Origin of the sequence: Psychrobacter sp. I-STPA10 (genome assembly GCF_021012795.1) — a bacterium.
Classification (GTDB): domain Bacteria; phylum Pseudomonadota; class Gammaproteobacteria; order Pseudomonadales; family Moraxellaceae; genus Psychrobacter.
This window is the reverse complement of the sequence record NZ_VFYU01000010.1, coordinates 82,132-102,907: the sequence shown is the minus strand read 5'-3', so window position 1 is coordinate 102,907 and position 20,776 is coordinate 82,132. Positions and strand designations below refer to the sequence as shown.

19 protein-coding genes are annotated in these 20,776 nt (G+C 39.6%); 9 read left to right on the top strand and 10 right to left on the bottom strand.

The genetic code is table 11. From position 1 onward, the window contains the following. The first annotated feature begins 120 nt into the window (after positions 1–120). Together FHK89_RS04660 and FHK89_RS04655 are read left to right on the top strand one after the other, a co-directional pair. Positions 121–396, top strand: a complete 276-nt coding sequence (locus tag FHK89_RS04660; protein WP_230657281.1) for a hypothetical protein — start codon at positions 121–123, stop codon at positions 394–396. Continuing rightward, positions 396–821 carry a type II toxin-antitoxin system VapC family toxin gene (locus FHK89_RS04655; RefSeq protein ID WP_230657278.1) on the top strand — a complete coding sequence of 142 codons (426 nt, stop codon included), beginning with the start codon at positions 396–398 and terminating at the stop codon, positions 819–821. The genes FHK89_RS04660 and FHK89_RS04655 overlap by 1 nt, the downstream gene beginning before the upstream one ends. Here the strand turns inward: FHK89_RS04655 and FHK89_RS04650 are convergent. Then, positions 818–1,552 carry an SDR family NAD(P)-dependent oxidoreductase gene (locus FHK89_RS04650; protein ID WP_230657276.1) on the bottom strand — a complete coding sequence of 245 codons (735 nt, stop codon included), beginning with the start codon at positions 1,550–1,552 and terminating at the stop codon, positions 818–820. The two genes, FHK89_RS04655 and FHK89_RS04650, sit on opposite strands and share 4 nt — an antisense overlap. 140 nt (positions 1,553–1,692) lie before the next feature. Here FHK89_RS04650 and FHK89_RS04645 point away from each other — a divergent pair, with 140 nt between their 5' ends. After that, on the top strand, positions 1,693–2,151 hold the full coding sequence (locus tag FHK89_RS04645) for a winged helix-turn-helix transcriptional regulator (protein WP_230657274.1): 459 nt from the start codon (positions 1,693–1,695) through the stop codon (positions 2,149–2,151). Beyond that, positions 2,132–3,202, top strand: a complete 1,071-nt coding sequence (gene cmoB, locus FHK89_RS04640; RefSeq protein ID WP_230657272.1) for a tRNA 5-methoxyuridine(34)/uridine 5-oxyacetic acid(34) synthase CmoB — start codon at positions 2,132–2,134, stop codon at positions 3,200–3,202. The genes FHK89_RS04645 and cmoB overlap by 20 nt, the downstream gene beginning before the upstream one ends. Before the next feature lie 129 nt (positions 3,203–3,331). On the opposite strand, the gene FHK89_RS04635 is transcribed toward cmoB, so the two are convergent. Further along, positions 3,332–3,550 (bottom strand): DUF2788 domain-containing protein, encoded by a 219-nt coding sequence (locus FHK89_RS04635; protein WP_230657269.1) that lies wholly within the window; start codon positions 3,548–3,550, stop codon positions 3,332–3,334. A gap of 376 nt (positions 3,551–3,926) precedes the next feature. On the opposite strand from FHK89_RS04635, the gene argS reads away from it, so the two are divergent. After that, positions 3,927–5,759 carry an arginine--tRNA ligase gene (gene argS, locus FHK89_RS04630; RefSeq protein ID WP_230657267.1) on the top strand — a complete coding sequence of 611 codons (1,833 nt, stop codon included), beginning with the start codon at positions 3,927–3,929 and terminating at the stop codon, positions 5,757–5,759. A 366-nt stretch (positions 5,760–6,125) separates the two neighbouring features. After that, positions 6,126–6,995, top strand: coding sequence for an SPOR domain-containing protein (locus FHK89_RS04625; RefSeq protein ID WP_230657265.1), 870 nt, complete (start codon positions 6,126–6,128; stop codon positions 6,993–6,995). A 112-nt stretch (positions 6,996–7,107) separates the two neighbouring features. Here FHK89_RS04625 and FHK89_RS04620 read toward each other — a convergent pair whose 3' ends face one another. Then, positions 7,108–7,692: a YqiA/YcfP family alpha/beta fold hydrolase gene (locus FHK89_RS04620; protein ID WP_230657263.1), complete on the bottom strand. Its 585-nt coding sequence runs from the start codon at positions 7,690–7,692 to the stop codon at positions 7,108–7,110. Between the two features lie 517 nt (positions 7,693–8,209). On the opposite strand from FHK89_RS04620, the gene FHK89_RS04615 reads away from it, so the two are divergent. Next, entirely contained in the window at positions 8,210–8,509 is a 300-nt protein-coding gene (locus tag FHK89_RS04615) for a hypothetical protein (protein ID WP_230657261.1), read from the top strand. Between the two features lie 14 nt (positions 8,510–8,523). Here FHK89_RS04615 and FHK89_RS04610 read toward each other — a convergent pair whose 3' ends face one another. The 7 genes from FHK89_RS04610 to FHK89_RS04580 all read right to left on the bottom strand — a co-directional run bounded on the left by FHK89_RS04610 (position 8,524) and on the right by FHK89_RS04580 (position 17,942). Continuing rightward, positions 8,524–9,720, bottom strand: a complete 1,197-nt coding sequence (locus FHK89_RS04610; protein WP_230657259.1) for a cation diffusion facilitator family transporter — start codon at positions 9,718–9,720, stop codon at positions 8,524–8,526. 66 nt (positions 9,721–9,786) lie between these two features. After that, positions 9,787–12,216 (bottom strand): replication restart helicase PriA, encoded by a 2,430-nt coding sequence (gene priA / locus FHK89_RS04605; RefSeq protein ID WP_230657257.1) that lies wholly within the window; start codon positions 12,214–12,216, stop codon positions 9,787–9,789. Between the two features lie 182 nt (positions 12,217–12,398). Beyond that, positions 12,399–12,791, bottom strand: a complete 393-nt coding sequence (locus tag FHK89_RS04600; protein WP_230657255.1) for a Rid family detoxifying hydrolase — start codon at positions 12,789–12,791, stop codon at positions 12,399–12,401. Between the two features lie 47 nt (positions 12,792–12,838). Continuing rightward, positions 12,839–15,196 (bottom strand): RelA/SpoT family protein, encoded by a 2,358-nt coding sequence (locus FHK89_RS04595; RefSeq protein WP_230657331.1) that lies wholly within the window; start codon positions 15,194–15,196, stop codon positions 12,839–12,841. A gap of 948 nt (positions 15,197–16,144) precedes the next feature. Beyond that, positions 16,145–16,405 (bottom strand): DNA-directed RNA polymerase subunit omega, encoded by a 261-nt coding sequence (gene rpoZ, locus FHK89_RS04590; protein ID WP_230657240.1) that lies wholly within the window; start codon positions 16,403–16,405, stop codon positions 16,145–16,147. Between the two features lie 131 nt (positions 16,406–16,536). Then, on the bottom strand, positions 16,537–17,157 hold the full coding sequence (gene gmk, locus FHK89_RS04585; protein ID WP_230657238.1) for a guanylate kinase: 621 nt from the start codon (positions 17,155–17,157) through the stop codon (positions 16,537–16,539). A 95-nt stretch (positions 17,158–17,252) separates the two neighbouring features. Next, positions 17,253–17,942: a hypothetical protein gene (locus tag FHK89_RS04580; RefSeq protein ID WP_230657236.1), complete on the bottom strand. Its 690-nt coding sequence runs from the start codon at positions 17,940–17,942 to the stop codon at positions 17,253–17,255. Between the two features lie 200 nt (positions 17,943–18,142). Here FHK89_RS04580 and ispH point away from each other — a divergent pair, with 200 nt between their 5' ends. Together ispH and FHK89_RS04570 are read left to right on the top strand one after the other, a co-directional pair. After that, positions 18,143–19,096 (top strand): 4-hydroxy-3-methylbut-2-enyl diphosphate reductase, encoded by a 954-nt coding sequence (ispH, locus tag FHK89_RS04575; protein ID WP_230657234.1) that lies wholly within the window; start codon positions 18,143–18,145, stop codon positions 19,094–19,096. A gap of 732 nt (positions 19,097–19,828) precedes the next feature. Continuing rightward, entirely contained in the window at positions 19,829–20,713 is an 885-nt protein-coding gene (locus FHK89_RS04570) for a transporter substrate-binding domain-containing protein (RefSeq protein ID WP_230657232.1), read from the top strand. The last annotated feature ends 63 nt before the right edge of the window (positions 20,714–20,776 follow it).

Here is a 20,776-nt window from a genome sequence, read left to right as displayed (position 1 = left end):
AGCAAGCGCAGATAGTACAAGTAGTACAGCAAGCGTAGCTAACACCGTGGTGGATTTATAGTAGGCAGACTATATGCTAAGATTGAGACAAAATAGCTGTGAGTGTTAGTAGGAGGGGATATGGCAACATTAGTAATAGATAATCTTGATGAGGATGTGGTCGCTTGTTTTAAGGCATTGGCAGATGAACAAGGGGTGAGTCTGGAGGCTTTTCAACAAAAAATGGTGTTGGATACAATCAATCGCAATGGTGGTCAGTTAGCATCAGCAACAAAATCAAGACCTAGAAATCTAAACGAGGCACTATTAGCCATTCCAAAATTAGAAGGTTATGACGATGAGGATATTTTTGCCAGAGAAGACAGTGTCATGCGTGATATTGATTGGTCAGAATAATGTATTTATATGATACCAATATCGTCAGTGAGCTTATTAAAGTGAAGCAAGATTCTAATCTGTTGAGTTTTATCCACTCAGTAAATAAAGCAAAAATAACAACTTATATTAGTGTGGTTAGCTTAGGTGAAATCATTCAAGGAATAGAAAAATTAAAACGTAGAAATGATTTTCCTCAAGCTCAAAAACTACAAAATTGGTATGATGATAAATTATTAACAGTGATTAATAATATTTTACCGTTTACAGAGGACTGTGCCAAAGTCTGGGGGAAATTAATGGCAATTAATCCACATAATCCCATCGATAAACAGTTAGTAGCTACTGCAATGGTGCATGATTTAACCCTTGTCACTCGAAATGTAAAAGACATTCAAGCAACAGGGGTTAAGTTTATTAATCCATTTGTAATCGCTCAACCCTAAACGGTTAGTCCGCCATCGACCACCAAGCGAGCATTTCGCATTGCCTCAGATTGGGGTGATAATAAAAAGCACACCGTACCAGCAATATCCTCTGGCATGATAATCCGCCCTAACAAATTACTTTTTTGCTCATCACAAATGGCATTGATTTGCTCATCACTCATACCTGCCCGTTCAAACACAGAAGTTAGCGTTACCCCTGGGGCAACCATATTTACTCGTATTTTGCGTGGTTGTAATTCCACATTTAACACACTGGCTAAGCCTTCTAATGCTGATTTTGAGGCGGTATAGACGCTGGTATTGGCAAATGCCTTTTGTGTTACAATAGAGCTGGTAAACACAATGCTACTGTTATCACTAATATAAGGTAATAATTTTTGCAAAGTGAAATAAGCACTTTTAAAATTCACCATCATCATTTTATGAAACTGCGTATCTGTGGTTTCAGCAAAAGGGGCAAATTCACAAATACCTGCATTAATAAAAACGCCTTGTAGGGTTTGATGATTGGATTTGATACTTTGTGCTAAGTTATTAATCGAATCTAAGTTAATGTTATCAGCAATATAACCAGTGCAATTTTTGGGTAATTCTGCCAAAGCCTGTTGCATTTTTTTATCATGACTGCCTGTAATGATAACGTGAGTATTTGGGTCGCTATTGGCTAAAAGTTTTGCGGTTGCCAGACCAATCCCAGATGTGCCACCAGTAATTAAAATATTTTTCATCATGTTTTCCTATTAAATGTTAGAGATTTGATTAAAGGAAAATTGAGCATAAATAGTTTGTAAAAACTTAACAAGAACGCACAACAAAGTAGGTAACTAACCCAAAGGTTTGCTATCAAAGTGGGTAGGGGCTATCGCTTATGTCAAAAATTGTAACTAAACATATCATTAAAAATGCAATCGAAACCCAAGCCAGTCAGCCTAACCAAGTTGATAACCAAATGAATAGTCAAATTGGTAATGATGAGGGCAGTCATGAGGGTAATGACAAACTTTATTTACTAGCTGATGAGTGTCCCATTACCCAGTTTATGTTATTAGTCGGTGGTAAATGGAAACCGATTATTATTTGTTTATTAGTGAAACATTCTGTCATGCGGTTTAGCCAGTTGCATCATGCCATTGCAGGCATTAGCGAAAAGGTATTGGCAACCCAGCTAAAAGAGCTGGAAACAGCACAACTTATTAGCCGTACCACTTATCCCCAAATTCCCCCAAAAGTAGAATATTCGTTGACCGAAAAAGGGCATAGTATCCTGCCAATTTTTCAGCAAATTGTTGTTTGGAGTGAGCAAAACCTTGACCAGTTTAACCCCTAATAAAATAGCCAGTAAAGACAGTATTTTTACCGCCGAACAAGAGCTATATTTAGCCTTATTACAGTTATCCCGTTATCACCCCATTGCCCATGAATGGTTAGCTAACCTACCAGAATGGCTAACCACCATCAAAGACAAACGCCGTTACGCTCATGCACCTGCTTATCTTGGTGCGGTAGAAAAACTGCCAGATTTGATAGGGCAAGGAGCGGTGACAAGCGTCGATTTCAATGCTGACGCCATCACCATTCATGCTGACTTAACCGAATCACAACATAAGCAAATCACCGCATTATTAAAGCAATTAATGCCGTGGCGAAAAGGACCTTTTCAGATTGGGAGCAATGAGCATAAGGTGTTTATTAATACCGAATGGCACAGTGATTGGAAGTGGCAACGTATCGCTCCACATATCAGCTCACTCGAGGGCAGGCGAGTGCTAGATGTGGGCGGTGGCTCTGGTTATCATGGCTGGCGAATGACTGGGGCAGGGGCAAAAATGGTGGTTATCATTGACCCTTCTTGCTTGTTTTATCATCAATTTATGGCGATACGCCACTTTATTGGTGGCTTTGATGATTATACGACCCATTTTATTCCTGTGGGTTTAGAGGCATTGCCCGCCACCACTGAACAACATGGTCAACTGTTTGATACCGTATTTTGTATGGGGGTGTTATATCATCGTCCCTCACCATTTGAGCATTTGCAACAGCTTAAAAACCAACTGCGGATAGGCGGTGAATTGGTGTTAGAAACCTTAGTAGTAGAAGGCGATAAAACCACCGTTTTAGTGCCACATGAGCGTTATGCGAAGATGAATAATGTGTACTTTTTGCCCTCTGTACCAGCATTGATTGGCTGGCTAGAAAAAGTTGGCTTTAGTGAGGTGCGTTGTGTGGATGTTGATATAACGTCAATAGAGGAACAACGGGCAACTGATTGGATGACCTATCAATCGTTAAGTGACTTTTTAGACCCCAATGATAGTAGTAAGACTATCGAAGGCTATCCTGCACCCAAACGGGCAGTATTGGTGGCGACAAAGTAGTTATTGAATGGATATGAATAAAAAATCATGTGGTAATTGTGACGGGAGTAATCATTACTCGCTACCCTCACTTTATACCACATGATTTTTATTGAGTTAACTATTTATGGAGTGAATAACGTACAGAATCTACAAAATCCACTTTTCAAACACCACTTCTAATACCAATTTGAGCAAAAATCCTACAAAGCCTGCTCCGAGTGCCACAAAAATCCAAAATGTACCTGCTTTACCAGCGTTTGATTTTTTGGATATATCCCACATGATAAAAAATAGCATGCCTATAAAGATGGGTAATAGTACATACATACCCCATGCAGTGACGGTTTCAGCAGCGATGGCAAACATTTAGCAATCCTAATGACAATAAATATTAAATAAATATACAGCAAAATAAGCAGCCATACAGCGATGATAACAACTTAATCAGGTCTATTATAATAAGTCGGAGTCTGTGGTGCTATGTGTTAAACTTGCTGGTAACATAATGATAGCAAATGTAAAGCTTGCTTTCTGTGATAAAATTATAGTTCTCTATTTTTATTAACAAGTAGCTTTTTATTAACAAGTAACTTTTTATTAATAAGTAGTATTAAAAATATTCAGTAGAATATAAAGATGGGTCGATATTATCCGTTATTTTAGCTTTTATTTACTCCTCATTACCAATACATTCAAATGAGTAATCAACACCTTATCATCAACAATTATCCGAGTTTTAGTTATGTCGCAAGCACACATTGATGAAATTGCTGCTCTATTTGAGCAAGCAGTACAAACCCTTAAAGCAGAAGGTATACTACCCGAAGACTGGCAAAATAATAGCCAGATTAGCCGTACCAAAAATCCTGAGCATGGTGATTTTGCCAGTAATGTTGCTTTGGTAGCAGCAAAAGCAGCAAAAACCAATCCGCGACAATTGGCAGAAAAAATCGTCGCTGCGCTACCTGATAATGACAGTTTGCGAGAAGCACAAATTGCAGGGCCTGGGTTTATCAATGTATTTTTAAATGCAGATGCTCGTTTTGCGGTTTTAGATGAGATTTTGAGTAAAAAAGCACACTTTGGATTATCAGATGAATTTGCTGATAACAAAGTACAAGTAGAATTTGTCTCTGCCAATCCGACCTCTAGCCTGCATGTGGGGCATGGGCGTGGGGCAGCATTTGGTATGAGTGTTGCAAACTTACTTGAAGCAGTTGGCTATGAAGTCACTCGTGAATATTATGTTAATGATGCGGGTCGGCAAATGGATATTTTAGCCACCAGTACCTATTTGCGTTATTTACAGCTGTGTGGGGAGTCTATTGTATTTCCAGTTAATGGCTATAAAGGCGAGTATGTCAAAGACATTGCCCAAACCATTAAGACACAACACGGTGATGCCTATGTGCATGCTGCCAGTGATATTTTTGCTAATGTACCAGAAGATGTAGTGTATCAAAATAATGAGGCAGGTGAGCAAGTCTTAATCTCTGGTGATAAAGAAAAGCATATTGATGGGCTTATTCACAATGCCAAAGCTGCCTTGGGCGAAGAAGGCTATGCCATCTTTTTAAATGCGGCACTCACCAGTATTTTAGAAGACATCAAAGATGACCTCAATGACTTTGGAGTACGGTTTGAGCGCTGGTTTAGTGAAAAATCCATTGAGCCTGAGATTGAGCCCGTATTGCAACTACTTGATGAAAAAGGCTATTTGTACGAAAAAGACGGTAATATCTGGTTTAAATCGACTGACTTTGGCGATGAAAAAGACCGTGTGGTACGCCGTGCCAATGGTCAAACCACCTATTTTGCCTCTGACATTGCTTATCACAAAAACAAATTTGACCGTGGCTTTGATAAAGTGATTAACGTCTGGGGTGCTGACCATCATGGTTATGTACCACGTGTCAAAGCAGCATTAACTGCATTGGGTATTGATGCCGATAAACTGGACGTGATTTTGGTACAGTTTGTTGCCTTGTGGCGAGGGGAGCAAAAAGTGCAAATGTCTTCACGCTCAGGTCAGTTTGTTACCTTACGAGAGCTGCGTGAAGAGGTGGGTAATGATGCGGCACGTTTTTATTATGTGGCTCGTAAACCCGAAGTGCATATTGACTTTGACTTAGAATTAGCAAAATCGCAAAGTCGTGATAATGTGGTTTATTACATTCAATATGCACATGCTCGGGTATGCAGCATTTTAGAAAAACTTGAATCACTGGGTTATGGTAGTGATGATGTTCAAGGTAAGGCTCATCAAGTATTATTAACTGCTGAGGTTGAAGGAGAGTTGATTAAACTATTGGCAGCTTATCCTGCGATATTAAAACGAGCAGCAACGGGCTATGACCCTCATATCTTGACCAATTATTTAAAAGATTTAGCAGCATTGTTTCATGGTTGGTATAACGACAATCGTATTTTGCCAGTGAGCCTTATCTCAGGTGATAAGCCAAATGAAGAAGAGCTGTTATTGATGCAAGCTCGTTTGCGTCTATCAAAAGCAGTGCGCCAAGTGGTTGCCAATGGCTTAAGTTTACTCGGCTTATCTGCTCCGACCAGTATGTAAATGTATCAATGGTCAAGTGCTATAGTCAATCTAATATAATTTCACCACAAGGCAACCGAGTGTAGATAGTACACGTAGTACATCTAGCGAGACACCGTGGTGGATTTATAGTAGGCAGACTATACATGGATTTTTGATGAAAAACTGGGTAGCCATGGTTTCTATCAACTTTATCTGTAATAATAACCATGCTTAAAAAAACATGCTTAAAAATCAGTGAGTGAGTATTTTGTATAAAAATTTGTATAAAAAGCAGTCATAGCTGGTGCAATCAATGCTTAGCGAAGATATCTGTCAGCAATGTATTTGTATAAAAGTTACAAATAGATTATAAATGGGTGACGATGATTTGGGAGAATCTTGAGAATGTTAGCAAAAAAGCCAAAAGGTGCAACACAAAAACAAAATAGTGGTAGTGGTATAGCTGGACTGATCTGGATGTTTGTGGGCGCTATTTTGACGCTAATGATTGGTTTGTTTTTGTACCTATGGAATCCTTTTGATATGGGACAAACAGATACTCAAGCTGAGCCAAGAGTTGTACAACCTAAGGTAAATACAGATCAAGACAATGAGTATGAGTTTTATGACCTATTGCCTGAGCAGCAAATTACCAACATTCCTGATGAAGCGATTATTGTTGATCGCCCACCACAAGAAGAGCAAGTAGACTCATTAGAGCCTGATGTGGTCGTACTTGTGCCCATACCACAAAATGAGCAAGCAGAAGCGGATTCTAATACTGATAACAGCCAATCTAATGACAATAGAAACAATCAAAACTTTGGTATTTCTGAGGAGACCATCTTAAATCCACTGCCTGAGCAAGAGCCAACACGTACTCGTGTGCCTCGTAATGAGATTGTGGTTGTAGAAGAGCAAGAAACTTATGATGGTACAGATGCATCATCTAATACGAGCGGAAGTAATACCAATAACAGTGCTAATAACCATACTAATAGCAATGCAGCAACAACTACCAGAAGTACCACACCACAAAGAACCTATATTTTGCAAATCAATAGCTACACTAATGCCGATGAAGCCGATCGTCGTCGTGCACAAGTGCTGATGGCAGGAGTAGATGCTAAGGTTATCAAAAATGAAACAGCAAATGGGCAGACCATTTATCAAGTGATTTCTAATAAAATGACCAATCGTCAGTCGGTGGTCAGTGCACAGCAGAAATTACAAAATAATGGAATTGATAGTTTAATTGTGGAGCAGCGTCGCTAACGCAGTGGTTATAATCAATCTTTTATAGCTATCCTAGATATTAAATTAGATGTAAAAAGATGCCAGTAAAACGGTCATAGTTGAGTTATTTTACTGGCATTTTATTATTAGTTTAATCCTCACCATAAATCTCTGCATCATCAATCCAAACAATCGGATCATCACATAAATCATTGAGATAATACCAAATCTCGTCCGCTCGAGCGATGCGGTGATGACCACCTTTATAATATTCTATTTCCCAATTTTCGGGCAGATTTACTAAAGTTTGCCGAGCCACTGCCACATCTAATCGCTCATCATCACTCTCTATCATGACATACGTTTTTTGTGGGTTTGTGGTGTCAAAGGACAAGTCCATATTGGCAACTTCGGGGATACGGTCAGCCAGTGCTTCGCTAGGGTTGATACAAGGGGCTATAAGCAAGGCACGTAGATTATATTTATGGGCAAAGTGATTGGCAAACCAGCCCCCTAATGAGTGTCCTGCCAATACAACTTGTGGATACTCTGCTATTTTTTGCTGAATTAACTCATCATAAATAGTAAATATTTCTTTAAAGTGATTACGATAGTCAACTGTTTGGCAATATTTAGGTTGACGATTAATACAAGTGTATTTACTGGTCTCATTACTGGAATCTAAACCGTGAAAAAATAATAAAAAAGTCTGGTTATTTTCAATGGGTAACATCATAAGTTTGTCCTTTTTTTATGATTAATTGTTTAACTTCAGCTATATTTTTAGGGTCTGTTGAACATTCATCTTCATAGGAAAAATTGAGATACTGATTTTAATAAACAGTGACTTAGTCAAGGCAATGAACGCAGGTAGCTTTTGTTAATAACAGCGGGATATTAACCAGTTCATTAACGCTTCATCATGCAAATTTAGCCAATTTTTACCTGAAAGTAAAAAATAGCTGTATCCCTTATGGATATTAGCCTGATAGGGTGAAAGTTCAACAGATCCTAATAGTCAGTTGCATTTTTTAACATTGAAACAGGGGTATGAAAAATAATTATATTTTGAGATGATTTTGTTAATTTTTGTGGTGGTTGGCTGTTTTTATTTTATTAGCGTACTATTTATTAGCGTACTATAATAAATGAATAAAATAAATGGTTTACGATATACTTTGCGACATTAGGTGTCGTATTTTTTAATATATATATCTTTTTAAGATACAGAATAGAATATATAGGAAGTGGCAATGATGGATATAAACTCAAATGGCACCTCTAGCTTGAGTCAATCAGTTAAGTTGCCCATCATAGTGAAAGTCATTGGACGGATAGTTATTAGTGTGCTAATTGCCGCTTTTGGGTTTTGTTTGGCATTTATGTCTACAGTAGGACCAACCATTGCCCCAGAGGTGTGGGCAGGTGATTTGGATATGTTAATACGCTTAAGTGTTTTGGGGCTTGGGTTTTTAACCATGATTGCGGCTGTAATTTGGTTGGTCTTTCCTATGTTGAAATGGGTATTTACTATGTTTAAAGAACAGTTTTAAGCTATTAAGAGGGCTTATTTATGGGTGATGTCACAGACTAGTGAGCTACTATGCGCCAGCGATTGTGGGTGGCTTTGGCTTTCAATTTGTATGGTGCTGTGATTAATGCCTAATGTTTGCAGGGAAGTTTCAAGCTCCTGAATCAGTTGGCTAGATTCATCAATACTAATCGCTCCATTGACCATCACATGACAAGATAGCGCATGCAAGCCACTGGTAATACTCCAAACGTGTAGGTCATGCACCGCTTGTACTTGTGGATGTTGACGTAGTTGCATTTCTATGGTTGCCAGTGACATATTATTAGGTGTGCCTTCCATTAAGATATGCACCGAGTCACGCACCACTCGATAGCCGCTAAATAAAATTAATGCAGATACTATGAGCGAGGCAACAGGGTCTGCCCACCACCAGCCAAAATAAATCATAGCCACTGCTGCAATAATCGCTGCAACAGAGCCGAGTAAATCTCCTAAAACGTGCAAATAGGCACTTTGCATGTTAAGGTTTTTTTCAGTAGTGGAAGTGGGGTCAGGTGTATTGAAGTTTTTATGAGAATCGGCAGAGGAGTGGGCATGTTTATCTACATGCTGCTGTGAGTGATTGTTGGTGTGGTCGTCAATATGTGAATGGCTATGATTTGCATGGCTGTGACCGATGTGACTGTGCTCAGCACCACTGCGATGTAATAGCCATGCTACCAATATATTAACCAACATACCAATAGTTGCAATGATAAGCATCTCTTGACTGGCAATAGGCTCAGGGTGCCAAAAGCGTAGAAACGCTTCATAGATAATCATCAATGAGATAATCACCAGCGTTGCCCCATTGACTCCTGCAACAAGAATCTCAAAACGACGATAACCAAAGGTTTTTTGTTTGGTTGCTGTTTTTTCGCCAATTTTAAATGCCAGTAAGGTTGCGCCCAAAGCAACTGCATCACTGAGCATGTGCCCTGCATCGGATAATAATGCCAGACTACCTGTGAGCCAACCACCGACTGCTTCTACAAGCATAAATCCTGTAATGATGGCAAAGCTAATTAATAAGATACGTTGTTGGTTGTTATCCTGATGCTGTATATGCTTGTGGTTATGGTGACTGTCCTGATTGTGACTATTAGAATTGTTATTGTTGCCATGATGATGACTGCTATGATGATGATTATCATTATCATGATGAGAGCCAGAAGTTTGCAAGATGCTCATAATGATAAGCCTTATTTTATTATTAATATGATTTTATTTATTGCTATCCTCAGTTTAGCAAAAAAATCACCAACCCACAGGGTCAATATCTAAGGTCAGTTTTAGATATTTTGCAGCAGGTAGTTGTAATACGTGTGTCCACCATTGTTGCAATATTTGATGTAGATGGGGGCGACTTTGACTGAGCAATAATAACTGTGACTGATAGCGACTGTTCTTTTTGCGCATCGGTGCGTCAATTGGTCCTAAAATGGCCAGTTGATTGGGTTTGGGTAGGATAGCGATGGCATCTGTTAAGAGCTGAGTGGTACGTTCGATACTTTTGCCTTCACAACGTATCAAGGCAGCATGAGTATAAGGAGGCAGCCCCATAAGGCGACGTTCTTCAAGCAAAGCAAGAGAAAATTCTATATAGCCATCTTTGACCAATTTGAGCAGTAATGGGTTGTCAGGTTGCAGCGTTTGGATAAGTACCTTACCCGCTTTATCACCTCGTCCTGCGCGCCCAGCTACTTGGATAATGAGTTGGGCAGTATGCTCAGGTGAACGAAAATCTGCTGATAAAAAGCCACGGTCAGCATTGGGTAGTACCACTAAGGTGACATTGGGGAAGTGATGACCCTTGGCGACCATTTGTGTACCCACCAAAATAGCAGGTTTACCTTGGTTGATACGTTGATAAATATTTTCCCAACTGTCTTTGCGGCGGGTAGTGTCTCGGTCGATTTGAATAATCGGGTAGATAGTTTTACTGGTTTGTGGATTGGAAAAAATAGCATGTAGGCTTTCGCTGAGTCGGGTGGTGCCAATGCCAACAGGGTCAAGATTGGGACTACTACAATCAGGACATACCTTTGCAATATTGGTTTGCCAATCACAGTGGTGGCATTTGAGGTAAGAGGGTTTTTGCTGCTCAAGCTGACTATGATGAACAGTTAGATGTGCCTCACAGCGTGGACAGTCTGCTTGCCAGCCACAGGCAGAACACAGCAAAATTGGCGCATAACCACGGCGATTTAAAAATACCAATACTTGATTGCCTGCTTCTAAAGTACGGCGTATGGCGGTAATCACCCCATCAGTTAGCCCTGTATCTTGTGATTGTTTGCTGATACCGACAGCGTTCGCATTGCTTGCTGAATTTTTATTTTTGCCATGTATACTTTTGGTCGTATCAGGCAAATTCATGGATAGCTGTTGTCCAGTTTTTGTCTGGCTGTTATTTTGGCTATTATTTTGGCTGTTATGTGAGTTGCTAGTATTGGTAGAATCAGAGGGACTGGGTAGGCTGCTATGTTGAGTGCTGGCAAGTCGAGCATCGACCAACTGTAAGCTTGCAGCAATGGCGTGTCCTGCGCGTTTGCTTAATCTAAGCTCGGTCAGTTTACCATCATCGACCAGTTTAAATTGCTCTAATGAAGGTGTTGCTGTTCCCAATATTACCACAATGCCCAGTTGATACCCCCGATATAATGCCACATCCGCAGCATGATAGCGTAGGGTATCTTGCTGTTTGTAGGATAGGTCATGTGCCTCATCAACTATAATCAAGCCCAAATTAGCAAAGGGATATAATAGGGTTGAGCGAGTGCCGATGATGATTTGAGCATGACCTTGACGACAGTCTTGCCAGCCTTGCATACGTTGGCTGTTATTGAGTCCTGAATGTAGCAATAAAATACTGGCGGCAAAGCGATTGGCAAAGCGGGCTTTGGTTTGTGGCGTCAGTCCAATTTCTGGCACCAATACCAACACTTGTTTACCTGCTTCCAGTACAGGTTGCATGGCTTGCAGGTACACTTCAGTTTTGCCGCTGCCAGTGACACCATTGAGCAAAAAGCCTTGATACTGATTTTGCTCACAGGCGTGATAAATTTGCTGAACGGCAGTCTCTTGCTCATCGTTTAAATCTAATGGCAATTTTGCTAGGCTGATAGGTGGGGGGGCAGGTTTGTGTTCAAAGTAATGCTCAATTAAGCCGTTATCTTCAAGGCGTTTTAGAAAAGGACGCTGCATACCTTCCATTAGTAAAGTATCTTCACTTGCCCCATGTTTGCCATGTAGCTTGAGCATGGCAAACTGCTGTTTTTGTTTTTTGGCATTGCTATGAAAGTCATCTTCGGTGACGTGAGGCAATATTCGCCAGTGGCGTATCAGTAAATCCAATGGTTTGCCTTGACGAATCAGGGTCGGTAGCATCACTGCCAGCACATCACCAAGCGGATAATGGTAATAACGAGCCAGCCATCGGGCAAGATTAAGCATTGGCTTATCAACTAATGGCTCATCATCAAGAACTTGTTTAATTGGTTTGAGTTTGGCAGGGTCAATGGGGCAGTCATTGGCGTTGACATAAGCGACGACAATACCGATAAGTGTTTGGCGTCCAAAGGACACTTGTACCCGACTGCCTATTGATGGTAGTACAGCATTAGAGGGAGCAAGATAATCAAAAACCCGATAAAGTGGTACAGGCAGAGCAACACTGATAAGCATTATCGGATTTCCTTATTGTGTTTCCTTATTATAATAATCAAAGAACCACTAAACAGCGACGGTGTTGACCTCATTTGCTGTACTAACTGTACTATCTGCACTATTTATCAGCATTTAGTCGCCGTATATCTGTTTTAGTATTCTTCGACTATATAAAAATTAGACTATTTTAACCTTATACCTTAGCCTTGCAATACCATAATTGACTCAATCTCTACCAATGCGCTGATAGGTAGCGCTGCCACTTGAAATGCTGCACGGGCAGGGTAGGGGGCTTGCAGACGTTCTACAAAGATTTCATTTAACGCAGCAAAGTCATTGAGGTCAGCTAGATACACATTAAATTTCACCACATCTTTGATTGAACCACCCGCTGCTTCACAAACAGCCTCAATATTATCAAAGACTTGTTTTGCTTGTGCTACAAAACCCTCTTGTAGTTGCATGGTGGCAGGGTCTAAGCCAATTTGTCCTGATAAATAAACGGTATGACCACTGTTGCTGACTTTTACTGCTTGTGAATATGTGCCAACAGCAGCAGGGGCTTTATCGGTATTAATAACTTCACGAGACATAAAATTTTCCTTGTTGGTTTGTTAAGATTATAAAGCAATTTATTAAATCACTTATTAAGTGAAGAGTCTGGTTGATTGTTAGTGTCAGTTTTGGTATTGGTTTTGCTATCACCTTTACCACCTTTATTTTTATCGCTATTTTTATCGTTTTTATCGCTATTTTTATCAATGTTTCTATCGGGGTCAACGTATTGATATAAGCGGGCGATATTTGGAAAGCCAAGATGGGGACGCAATGCTCGGATACCTTCTGATAAATGATTGCGACTGCGTACCACCACTTGAATGATGGTATGGCTGCTACGCACATTGACCTTTTTTACCCCAATATTGACTTGACGTAGCTCATAAATGGCTTGGCTGACTTGTTCTTCTGTCAGTGCCAAATTTAGCTTTAAATAAACGGTAAAATGAACCCTGTCACTTGGGTGCTTGATACGCTGATTGATGGTATCTTCATCAAGCCATTGCAGTTGAAATAATTGATAAGGGGAAAATTCACGAATGTTATCAAGTGAGTAGCATTTATGGCGATGTAATACCAAGCCATCACGGGATAAATGTCCTGTAATTGGATCACCATAAATGGGGTTACAACATTTGGCAAAGTCAATCTCAAGACCTGCCATGTCTGCCAATAAATGCTGAGGTAGCTGCATACCTTGTGCTTGCGCATGGGCTTGTTTTAGCGCAATCTCTTCACTAAATAGGCGTGAGACTACCAACTGTGGTAATAGTGACCCCGCACTGATTTGTTCAAATAAGGCGTTTTTATCCTCAATATTGCGCCAAGTAAGCAGACTTTGCCAGTCCTCATCGGTGAGGTCAGTGAGTGATTTATCATAAGTTTTTAAAGCCCTATCTAACGCCTGCATACCATGTTGGCGTTGCTCATCAGTGGATAAATCTTTGAGCCAAAGTCGCAGTTGACGACGGGCTTTATTGGTTACCACAAAGCCTAACCATTCAGCTTTGGGTTTTGCTGATTTATCAACTTCAATTTCTACTGTTTGACCATTTTTAACCACCGTACCTAATTTGGCAGGTTTATTATCAATATTTGCGCCCACTGCAATGTTACCCACCATAGGGCCAACAGCATAGGCAAAATCTAACGCAGTTGCTCCTCGTGGTAGCTCATAGGCACGACCTTGTGGGCTATAGCATAGGATTTTACGCTCATTTAAATAGCTTAATAAATTATCAATAATATCAACTGTTGCAGAATCATCGTCACTACCTGCATCTTGGGAGTGACGACTGATGATGTCTTTCATATTACGCAGTGATGCTTGAATCACCGATTGACTGACCTCAGAGGCATGTTCAACACCAATCACTCCCAATCTAGCCGCTGCTTGCATACGCCGAGTTAATATAGTCACCGTAATGGTATCATTATCATGCTCATAGCGCATGGTCAAAGACTGTTTACCGCCTGGTAAAGGGTGGCGAATATTATCTTCAATACAGTCTTCAGGAATATTGTATTGGCTAATCAGGTAGTTTGCCAACGTATCACAGTCATCAATGCTACCCATTACCACCTCAAAAGCATAATGACGTAACAGGCTATTTATCTCACCACGATTACGGAAAAATTGTCGATACAAAAGGACACGGTTATCTAATACACGTACATGTGCAGATAACTCAAGCGCATCGAGCACTTTGGTGAGATAGCGATGGATAGCATCTTTTTGGAAATTACGCCCCAACCCTTGTTGTAACAGTTTGTCTGACATTTTGGTATACATGACAGGGTCTAGGTTGCGATAGCACAATATCTCCATATAGTCGGCAATGTCATTGAGCCCCATAATACGCGCAAAGGGTACATAAAATTCCAATGTCTCTTGGGCAGTGGCTTTTTGTTTTTCTGGTCGCACTGCATCAAGGGTAGACATATTATGTAAGCGGTCGGCAAGCTTGACAATCAGTACCCGAGGGTCATTTAAGGTGGCAGTAAGAATTTTATGGAAAGTAGCGGCTTTGTTTTGTTGTTTATTACGTTTTGATGATTTAAGTTTGGTGACTCCATCAACGAGTTGAGCCACCACCTTGCCATAACGCGCTACCAAATCCTCATGCGTCACTTCTGTATCTTCAACAGTATCATGTAAAATGGCGGCTATGATGGTGTCACGGTCAAGATGAAACCCTGCCAAAATTTCAGCCACCGCAATGGGGTGGGTGATGTATGGCTCACCTGATTTACGTTTATCTTTGATGTGGGCAATGTCACCAAATGTACACGCATCAATGATTTCAAGCTGTTCTTCTTTAGTCATATAAGCAATGGCACGTAGTAAATTATAACGTGCTTCATCAACTAAGTGATGACTCAGTTTGGGTAGGGGAGGTAAGTGATTATTGTCTTGTGTGTTATTATTCGCAACTGTCATGCTCTTATTATCCTGATTTGATTTTTTTTTGTATTTGGGTGGATTTAGAGACAGATGGTTTTTATCACTAGAATGATTTAGTGGTTTTATTGTCGGAGCCTCTGATAAATGACTGGGGGAGATAGCGCTTAGGGTATGACCTTCAGTAACAGAATTGTCTTGTCCCTCTGTTATATTGTTAGCAGAACGAGTAGGAGGAATAGGCGAGTCGGCTGATGACAATAACATGGCTAAACAATCCTTAAGTAGAAATAAAATGTGTTTAATTTATAATATAGTCTGCCGCCTATAAATCCACCACGGTATTAGTTAGCTGCGTTTGCTTGTCTTGTGGTGAAATTATCTTAGACTGACTAAATACCCTGTAATACCAAACTGATAGGGGCAAAAAAGTCGCTTAGGTGAGTAACCAATGGTAACAAACTTAAGCGACTAAAGTGATTCACTAAAATCAATTTGAAAATTAGTATAATCAATAGAGCATCATCATAGATGATAAGAATTTAATTTACGGGTGAATAATTAAATTCTTCAATATATGCCATTACACAACTATATTCATCAATTATAAATAAGACTCATTAAGTCCTATTAGATGTTGTTATATTTGTTATAAAAAATATTTGCCATAAAAAATCATCGAAATAATGCTTGGTATTACTCTCTAATTAATCCTATATTGAAGACGCTGTCAACTCATATTTTTATCACCATGTAACAAAATACAAAAAATAAGATAAACTGAAGTGATTTGCCCTTAATTGGCAAAGATAGTGGGGTGTTTATTTATTTTTACTCAGCTTTTTGTTATTAGTTTGAATTATTTTCTTGTAGCTATAGGTATATTAGGTATATATAGACATTACAGAGCATAAAACTTAATGTATAAAAAATGCCACAATAAAATAGTTATTGTGGCATTTTTATCGCATTTATCTTAAATGTAGGTTAGAAGCCATGTCCGCTGCTTAAAGCCAAATCTAGTGAGTTGGTGGCAAAATGGTGTTCTGGTTGATTTAAAATATCACGGGTGATGTGACCTGCGGCAATCTCACGTAGTGCCAACACGGTGGGCTTGTCGTTATCAACCTCAACAGTTGGTTCTGCAATGCCCTTGGCAAGTTGATGAGCGCGCTTACTGGCGACTAATATCAACTCAAAGCGGTTTTCAACATTATCTAAGCAATCTTCAATGGTGACACGTGCCATATTTACCTCTACAAAAAAGCCAAAACTTATCCTAATGAATGGTAAAACACCCATACTAGGAAAGAAAATAAGAATAACTGCTCATTATAGCAAAATTAAAGCAGAAAAACTGCAATAATTTATGATGGGTGTCAGTCAGACTCACTAAGTAAGGACGAGATGGTAGTAGCATGGCGTTGTTGCTGGCGAGCCAAAGTCTGACGTTTGGCGATGATGATAGATTTTAGCTCAGTCAGTGCCACATCGAAATTATCATTAATCACCACATAATCAAAGTGTATATATTGACACATCTCATGAACTGCCCCCGCAAGACGTTTTTCTATCACTGCCTCACTGTCTTGCGCTCGACCTGATAAGCGTTGACGCAGTGTTGATAGGCTTGGCGGTAGAATAAAAATCATGGTGACATCATCAAATAACTTTTTGACTTGCAAAGCTCCTTGCCAGTCAATCTCCAAAATCACATCTAATCCAGCATTGAGTTGTTCAGTAACGCTATTTTGTGATGTACCATAATAATTACCAAAAACCTCTGCATGTTCTAAAAATAGTCCAGACTGTATGCCATCGACAAAGGTGGTGGTGTCAGTAAAATGATAATGTTGACCATTGATTTCACCTGGGCGAGGCTCACGGGTGGTATGAGAAATACTGACAGCGACATCATTGGTGGTAGCGATAAGCTGCTTGACCAATGAAGTTTTGCCTGTGCCAGAAGCAGCGGTGATAATAAAAAGTGAACCTGTCATCAAAAATTCCTTATAGGTTATAAAAAGAGGCAAGAATTTATAAAATAACCATGAGCATCATTCATAGTGAATGAGCCATAGTGAATAAACAAGGGTTAATTGACAGTGCAGTTTACCTTTTTGCCTTGATTGTTTGTATTCCAGCCATAGGTATTTATCAGTTGACCAAGCTTATTTTTTTGAGGGGTAATGACAGATAGCGTATAAGCTTGGGTTTGAAATGAACCTGTGATGACATAGGTTTCTACCTGTGAGCTGGCAACATATAAATCATGTTTAGCGGCAGGCAGTGAGCTAATATTTTTTGGCAAGATATAGGCTTGTTGAAAGTCTAATGTTGCACCAGTTTCATAGCTAAAACCATCACTGTCTTTATCACTTTCGCTAATAGAAACTTGTCTAAAGTTACAGTTACTTTTTAAAGGAATATTGCCTTTTAGCATATCTAGTCGAATAAAAAGTGAGTCTTGGGTATTTCCTGCACCCCAAGTACGAGCTTCGATGACGGCAACTTCAGGACGTTGTTTTGTCCCATAAAAAGTAATGGTGGTTTGTGGATTCTCATCACTGATGGTTTGGGTCATCATATAACGATTTTTGTTTTGAGGGTCTGTGTGTAGTTTTTCCATATTTGGTAACATGGCAAAATTTTTCCATGTCCAATCCTCATGACGCATTTTATTAACGCTGGGTAAGACAGGGCGGGTATCAAACGCTTTTGGGATATTACTTGCAAAACTTAGTGTGGGTAGCAAAAAACATGATGCCAGTATGTATTTTTTCATGATTTTTTCTCAATTAATTTTTTTTCAACCAATATAATAGACTTTGCTTTATTATACTATGTCACTAGTCAGTCACTATAACCGATGTATAAAGTTTAAAGAAAGTAAGCGACCTTAAAAATATGCTAAAGTAGGCGCGTATGCCATTTTGCATATTATTCATGTTATTTTAGTCAAATTATCTATTGATAGGCATCTTTATGCAAATATATCTTGCCAATCCTCGTGGGTTTTGTGCAGGCGTGGATCGTGCCATTGCCATCGTTAACGAGGCGTTAGCCCGATTTCCACCACCGATTTATGTTCGTCATGAAGTGGTACATAACAAGTTTGTCGTCTCTGACCTTGCAAGGCGAGGGGCTGTGTTTGTAGAAGAGCTGCATGAAGTACCTGATGGCTCAATTGTAATTTTCTCAGCACATGGCGTCTCCAAAGCCGTTGAAGAAGAAGCAGAACGTCGAGATTTAACCGTATTTGATGCCACTTGCCCATTGGTGACAAAAGTACATATTGAAGTAGCAAAATTTGCCCGAGAGGGCATGGATGCAGTGCTGATTGGACATGCAGGACATCCTGAGGTTGAAGGGACGATGGGGCGGTTTAATCGCAGCCATGGTGGACAAATTCATCTGGTTGAAAATGAAACAGATGTGGCAAGCCTAAATGTGCATGATCCCGAAAAGTTAGCATTTGTCACCCAAACCACACTATCTATGGATGATACAGCTGTGGTTATTGATGCGCTACGAGATAAGTTTCCTGCCATTCAAGGTCCTCGCAAAGATGATATTTGTTATGCCACCCAAAATCGCCAAGATGCGGTCAAAGATTTAGCAGAGCGTTGTGAAGTTGTATTGGTGGTTGGCTCACCTAACTCGTCAAACTCCAATCGCTTGCGTGAGCTTGCCGAGCGTATGGGTTGTAAGGCATATTTGATAGATAATGCAGGCGAGATGGACAAGTTGTGGTTTGATAAGGTAGAGCGTGTTGGTGTAACGGCTGGTGCATCTGCCCCTGAGGTTTTGATTCAAGATGTGTTGAATCAGTTACAAGATTGGGGTGGCAAAGTACCCGATGAGTTGGCAGGTATTGAGGAGAATGTTACCTTTAGCTTGCCTAAGGCATTGCGTATTCCAGTCGAGCAGATGTCTTAATTTATTATGGTGTTACCTCACTCTCAACTTCTACCTCCTCCTAGCCTTCCCTTTAAAAAAGGAGGGGGAACTGGTTTTTAAGTCCTCCTCTTACTTCAAGGGGAGGGTTTGGGAGGGGTCATATATCAATTTAGTAAAATAAGTTGAGAGTGAGGTATAGTCTTATTATTGATATATCGGACTTACGCAGTTTTATAGATTAATCAGCGACTGGTAATCATTGTTTTTTATCAAGGAGGCTGGCTGTACGTAGTTGCTGTATGTCGTTCCAGAGGCTCAATATAATTTTCAGTCGCTTTATAAGGCGATTGTCACGCTTTTACGTAAGTCTTATTATATTTAATTGAGCCATTAGCAGTTTAACGTTATGCGATTCAGTTCGATTTATCTTAAGATCTGATATCTACTTTTAATATATATTAATGACTAATTAGCCACTTTCTTAATTGCTAAGAAAGTGGTTTTTTTGTGATAGCTTTTTTAAATCCCTTTTATAAGTAGCTGTTGAATTTTTAATTCATTTATTTTTTAGTTAACTATGTCATTGAGATAGTTATATTTAAATAATTTAAAAAAATATCTGACAGTTGCAAGTTTGTTTAGTAAACTAATATTGCACTATTAGTACTAAGTGTTTAATTTCTGTGTTGTGACATGGATGAGACATGTCAATAATAAATGAATTATTAATTATTAAAGTTAAATACCATTAATCAAAAATAGGGATTGGATATGAAACACAAATGGAAAGTATTAGTAATATCAGCGTTATTAGGATTGGCAGGTTGTAACCAGTCTCCACAGCCAACAGCACCAGATTCGACAGCAGATACAACTGCTGTCAATAGTACAGAGATAACCACACCTGAAGAAGCGGCTGTTAGCACCTTGCCTGCAGATGCTCCTGTGTATATTGTTGGTACAATTGCTTCATTTCCGCCATTCGTATTGAGTGATGAGTATGGAAAACCAAAAGGATTTGATATTGATATTATCCGAGCAATTGGTGAAAAAGAAGGTTTTGCAGTCGAAGTGATTACTTCACCTTGGCAAGGATTGTTGGATATGCTCAACTCTCATGAACGAGACATCATTGCAACAGGTGTCGTTATTAACCCTGAGCGTCAGAAAAAATATGACTTTTCAGATCCTTATTTAGACACACAGTGGATGGGTATTTTAAGAGAAGCCCCCAGTGAAGGTAAACCAAAATACGATAACTTTGCTACAGCAGTACAACATAGCACCAAGTTTACCACACAGGCAGAGTCAGCAGGTGTCCCTGCTTTAGAGGCATTGATAAAAGGGCGTACTGATGCTGAGGTGATTGAGGTAGACAGTCAGTTTATGGAACTTGAACAAGTGATACGTGGTGAAGCAGATATGGCGTATGACATTTCACGTGTCCTACAGTATTACAGTAATCAGATGGGGGATTACCAGCTATATGGCTTGATAAATCCAGATTCAGAAGTAGAGTACTTTGGTTATGCAGTCAAAAAAGGTCGTGATGATGGTTTGGTGCAAAAAATTAATAGTGGCTTGAAGAAAATCAAAGCAGATGGTACTTATGATAAAATTTATACCAAATGGTTTGGAGAAGCTCCAACCAAGTAATTAAACTAATTAATCAACCAAGCAATATTGTTTAATTTAGATTGGTATAACAAACGCATCAAA

Excerpts from the sequence above, each read along its gene's own strand:
- FHK89_RS04595 (WP_230657331.1), bottom strand. The coding sequence starts at position 15,196 with ATGACAGTTGCGAATAATAACACACAAGACAATAATCACTTACCTCCC.
- FHK89_RS04615 (WP_230657261.1), top strand. The coding sequence starts at position 8,210 with ATGATGGATATAAACTCAAATGGCACCTCTAGCTTGAGTCAATCAGTT.
- priA (WP_230657257.1), bottom strand. The coding sequence starts at position 12,216 with ATGCTTATCAGTGTTGCTCTGCCTGTACCACTTTATCGGGTTTTTGAT.
- argS (WP_230657267.1), top strand. The coding sequence starts at position 3,927 with ATGTCGCAAGCACACATTGATGAAATTGCTGCTCTATTTGAGCAAGCA.
- rpoZ (WP_230657240.1), bottom strand. The coding sequence starts at position 16,405 with ATGGCACGTGTCACCATTGAAGATTGCTTAGATAATGTTGAAAACCGC.
- FHK89_RS04620 (WP_230657263.1), bottom strand. The coding sequence starts at position 7,692 with ATGATGTTACCCATTGAAAATAACCAGACTTTTTTATTATTTTTTCAC.
- FHK89_RS04600 (WP_230657255.1), bottom strand. The coding sequence starts at position 12,791 with ATGTCTCGTGAAGTTATTAATACCGATAAAGCCCCTGCTGCTGTTGGC.
- FHK89_RS04625 (WP_230657265.1), top strand. The coding sequence starts at position 6,126 with ATGTTAGCAAAAAAGCCAAAAGGTGCAACACAAAAACAAAATAGTGGT.
- FHK89_RS04610 (WP_230657259.1), bottom strand. The coding sequence starts at position 9,720 with ATGAGCATCTTGCAAACTTCTGGCTCTCATCATGATAATGATAATCAT.
- FHK89_RS04580 (WP_230657236.1), bottom strand. The coding sequence starts at position 17,942 with ATGAAAAAATACATACTGGCATCATGTTTTTTGCTACCCACACTAAGT.
- FHK89_RS04660 (WP_230657281.1), top strand. The coding sequence starts at position 121 with ATGGCAACATTAGTAATAGATAATCTTGATGAGGATGTGGTCGCTTGT.
- ispH (WP_230657234.1), top strand. The coding sequence starts at position 18,143 with ATGCAAATATATCTTGCCAATCCTCGTGGGTTTTGTGCAGGCGTGGAT.
- FHK89_RS04650 (WP_230657276.1), bottom strand. The coding sequence starts at position 1,552 with ATGAAAAATATTTTAATTACTGGTGGCACATCTGGGATTGGTCTGGCA.
- FHK89_RS04645 (WP_230657274.1), top strand. The coding sequence starts at position 1,693 with ATGTCAAAAATTGTAACTAAACATATCATTAAAAATGCAATCGAAACC.
- gmk (WP_230657238.1), bottom strand. The coding sequence starts at position 17,157 with ATGACAGGTTCACTTTTTATTATCACCGCTGCTTCTGGCACAGGCAAA.
- FHK89_RS04635 (WP_230657269.1), bottom strand. The coding sequence starts at position 3,550 with ATGTTTGCCATCGCTGCTGAAACCGTCACTGCATGGGGTATGTATGTA.
- FHK89_RS04570 (WP_230657232.1), top strand. The coding sequence starts at position 19,829 with ATGAAACACAAATGGAAAGTATTAGTAATATCAGCGTTATTAGGATTG.
- FHK89_RS04655 (WP_230657278.1), top strand. The coding sequence starts at position 396 with ATGTATTTATATGATACCAATATCGTCAGTGAGCTTATTAAAGTGAAG.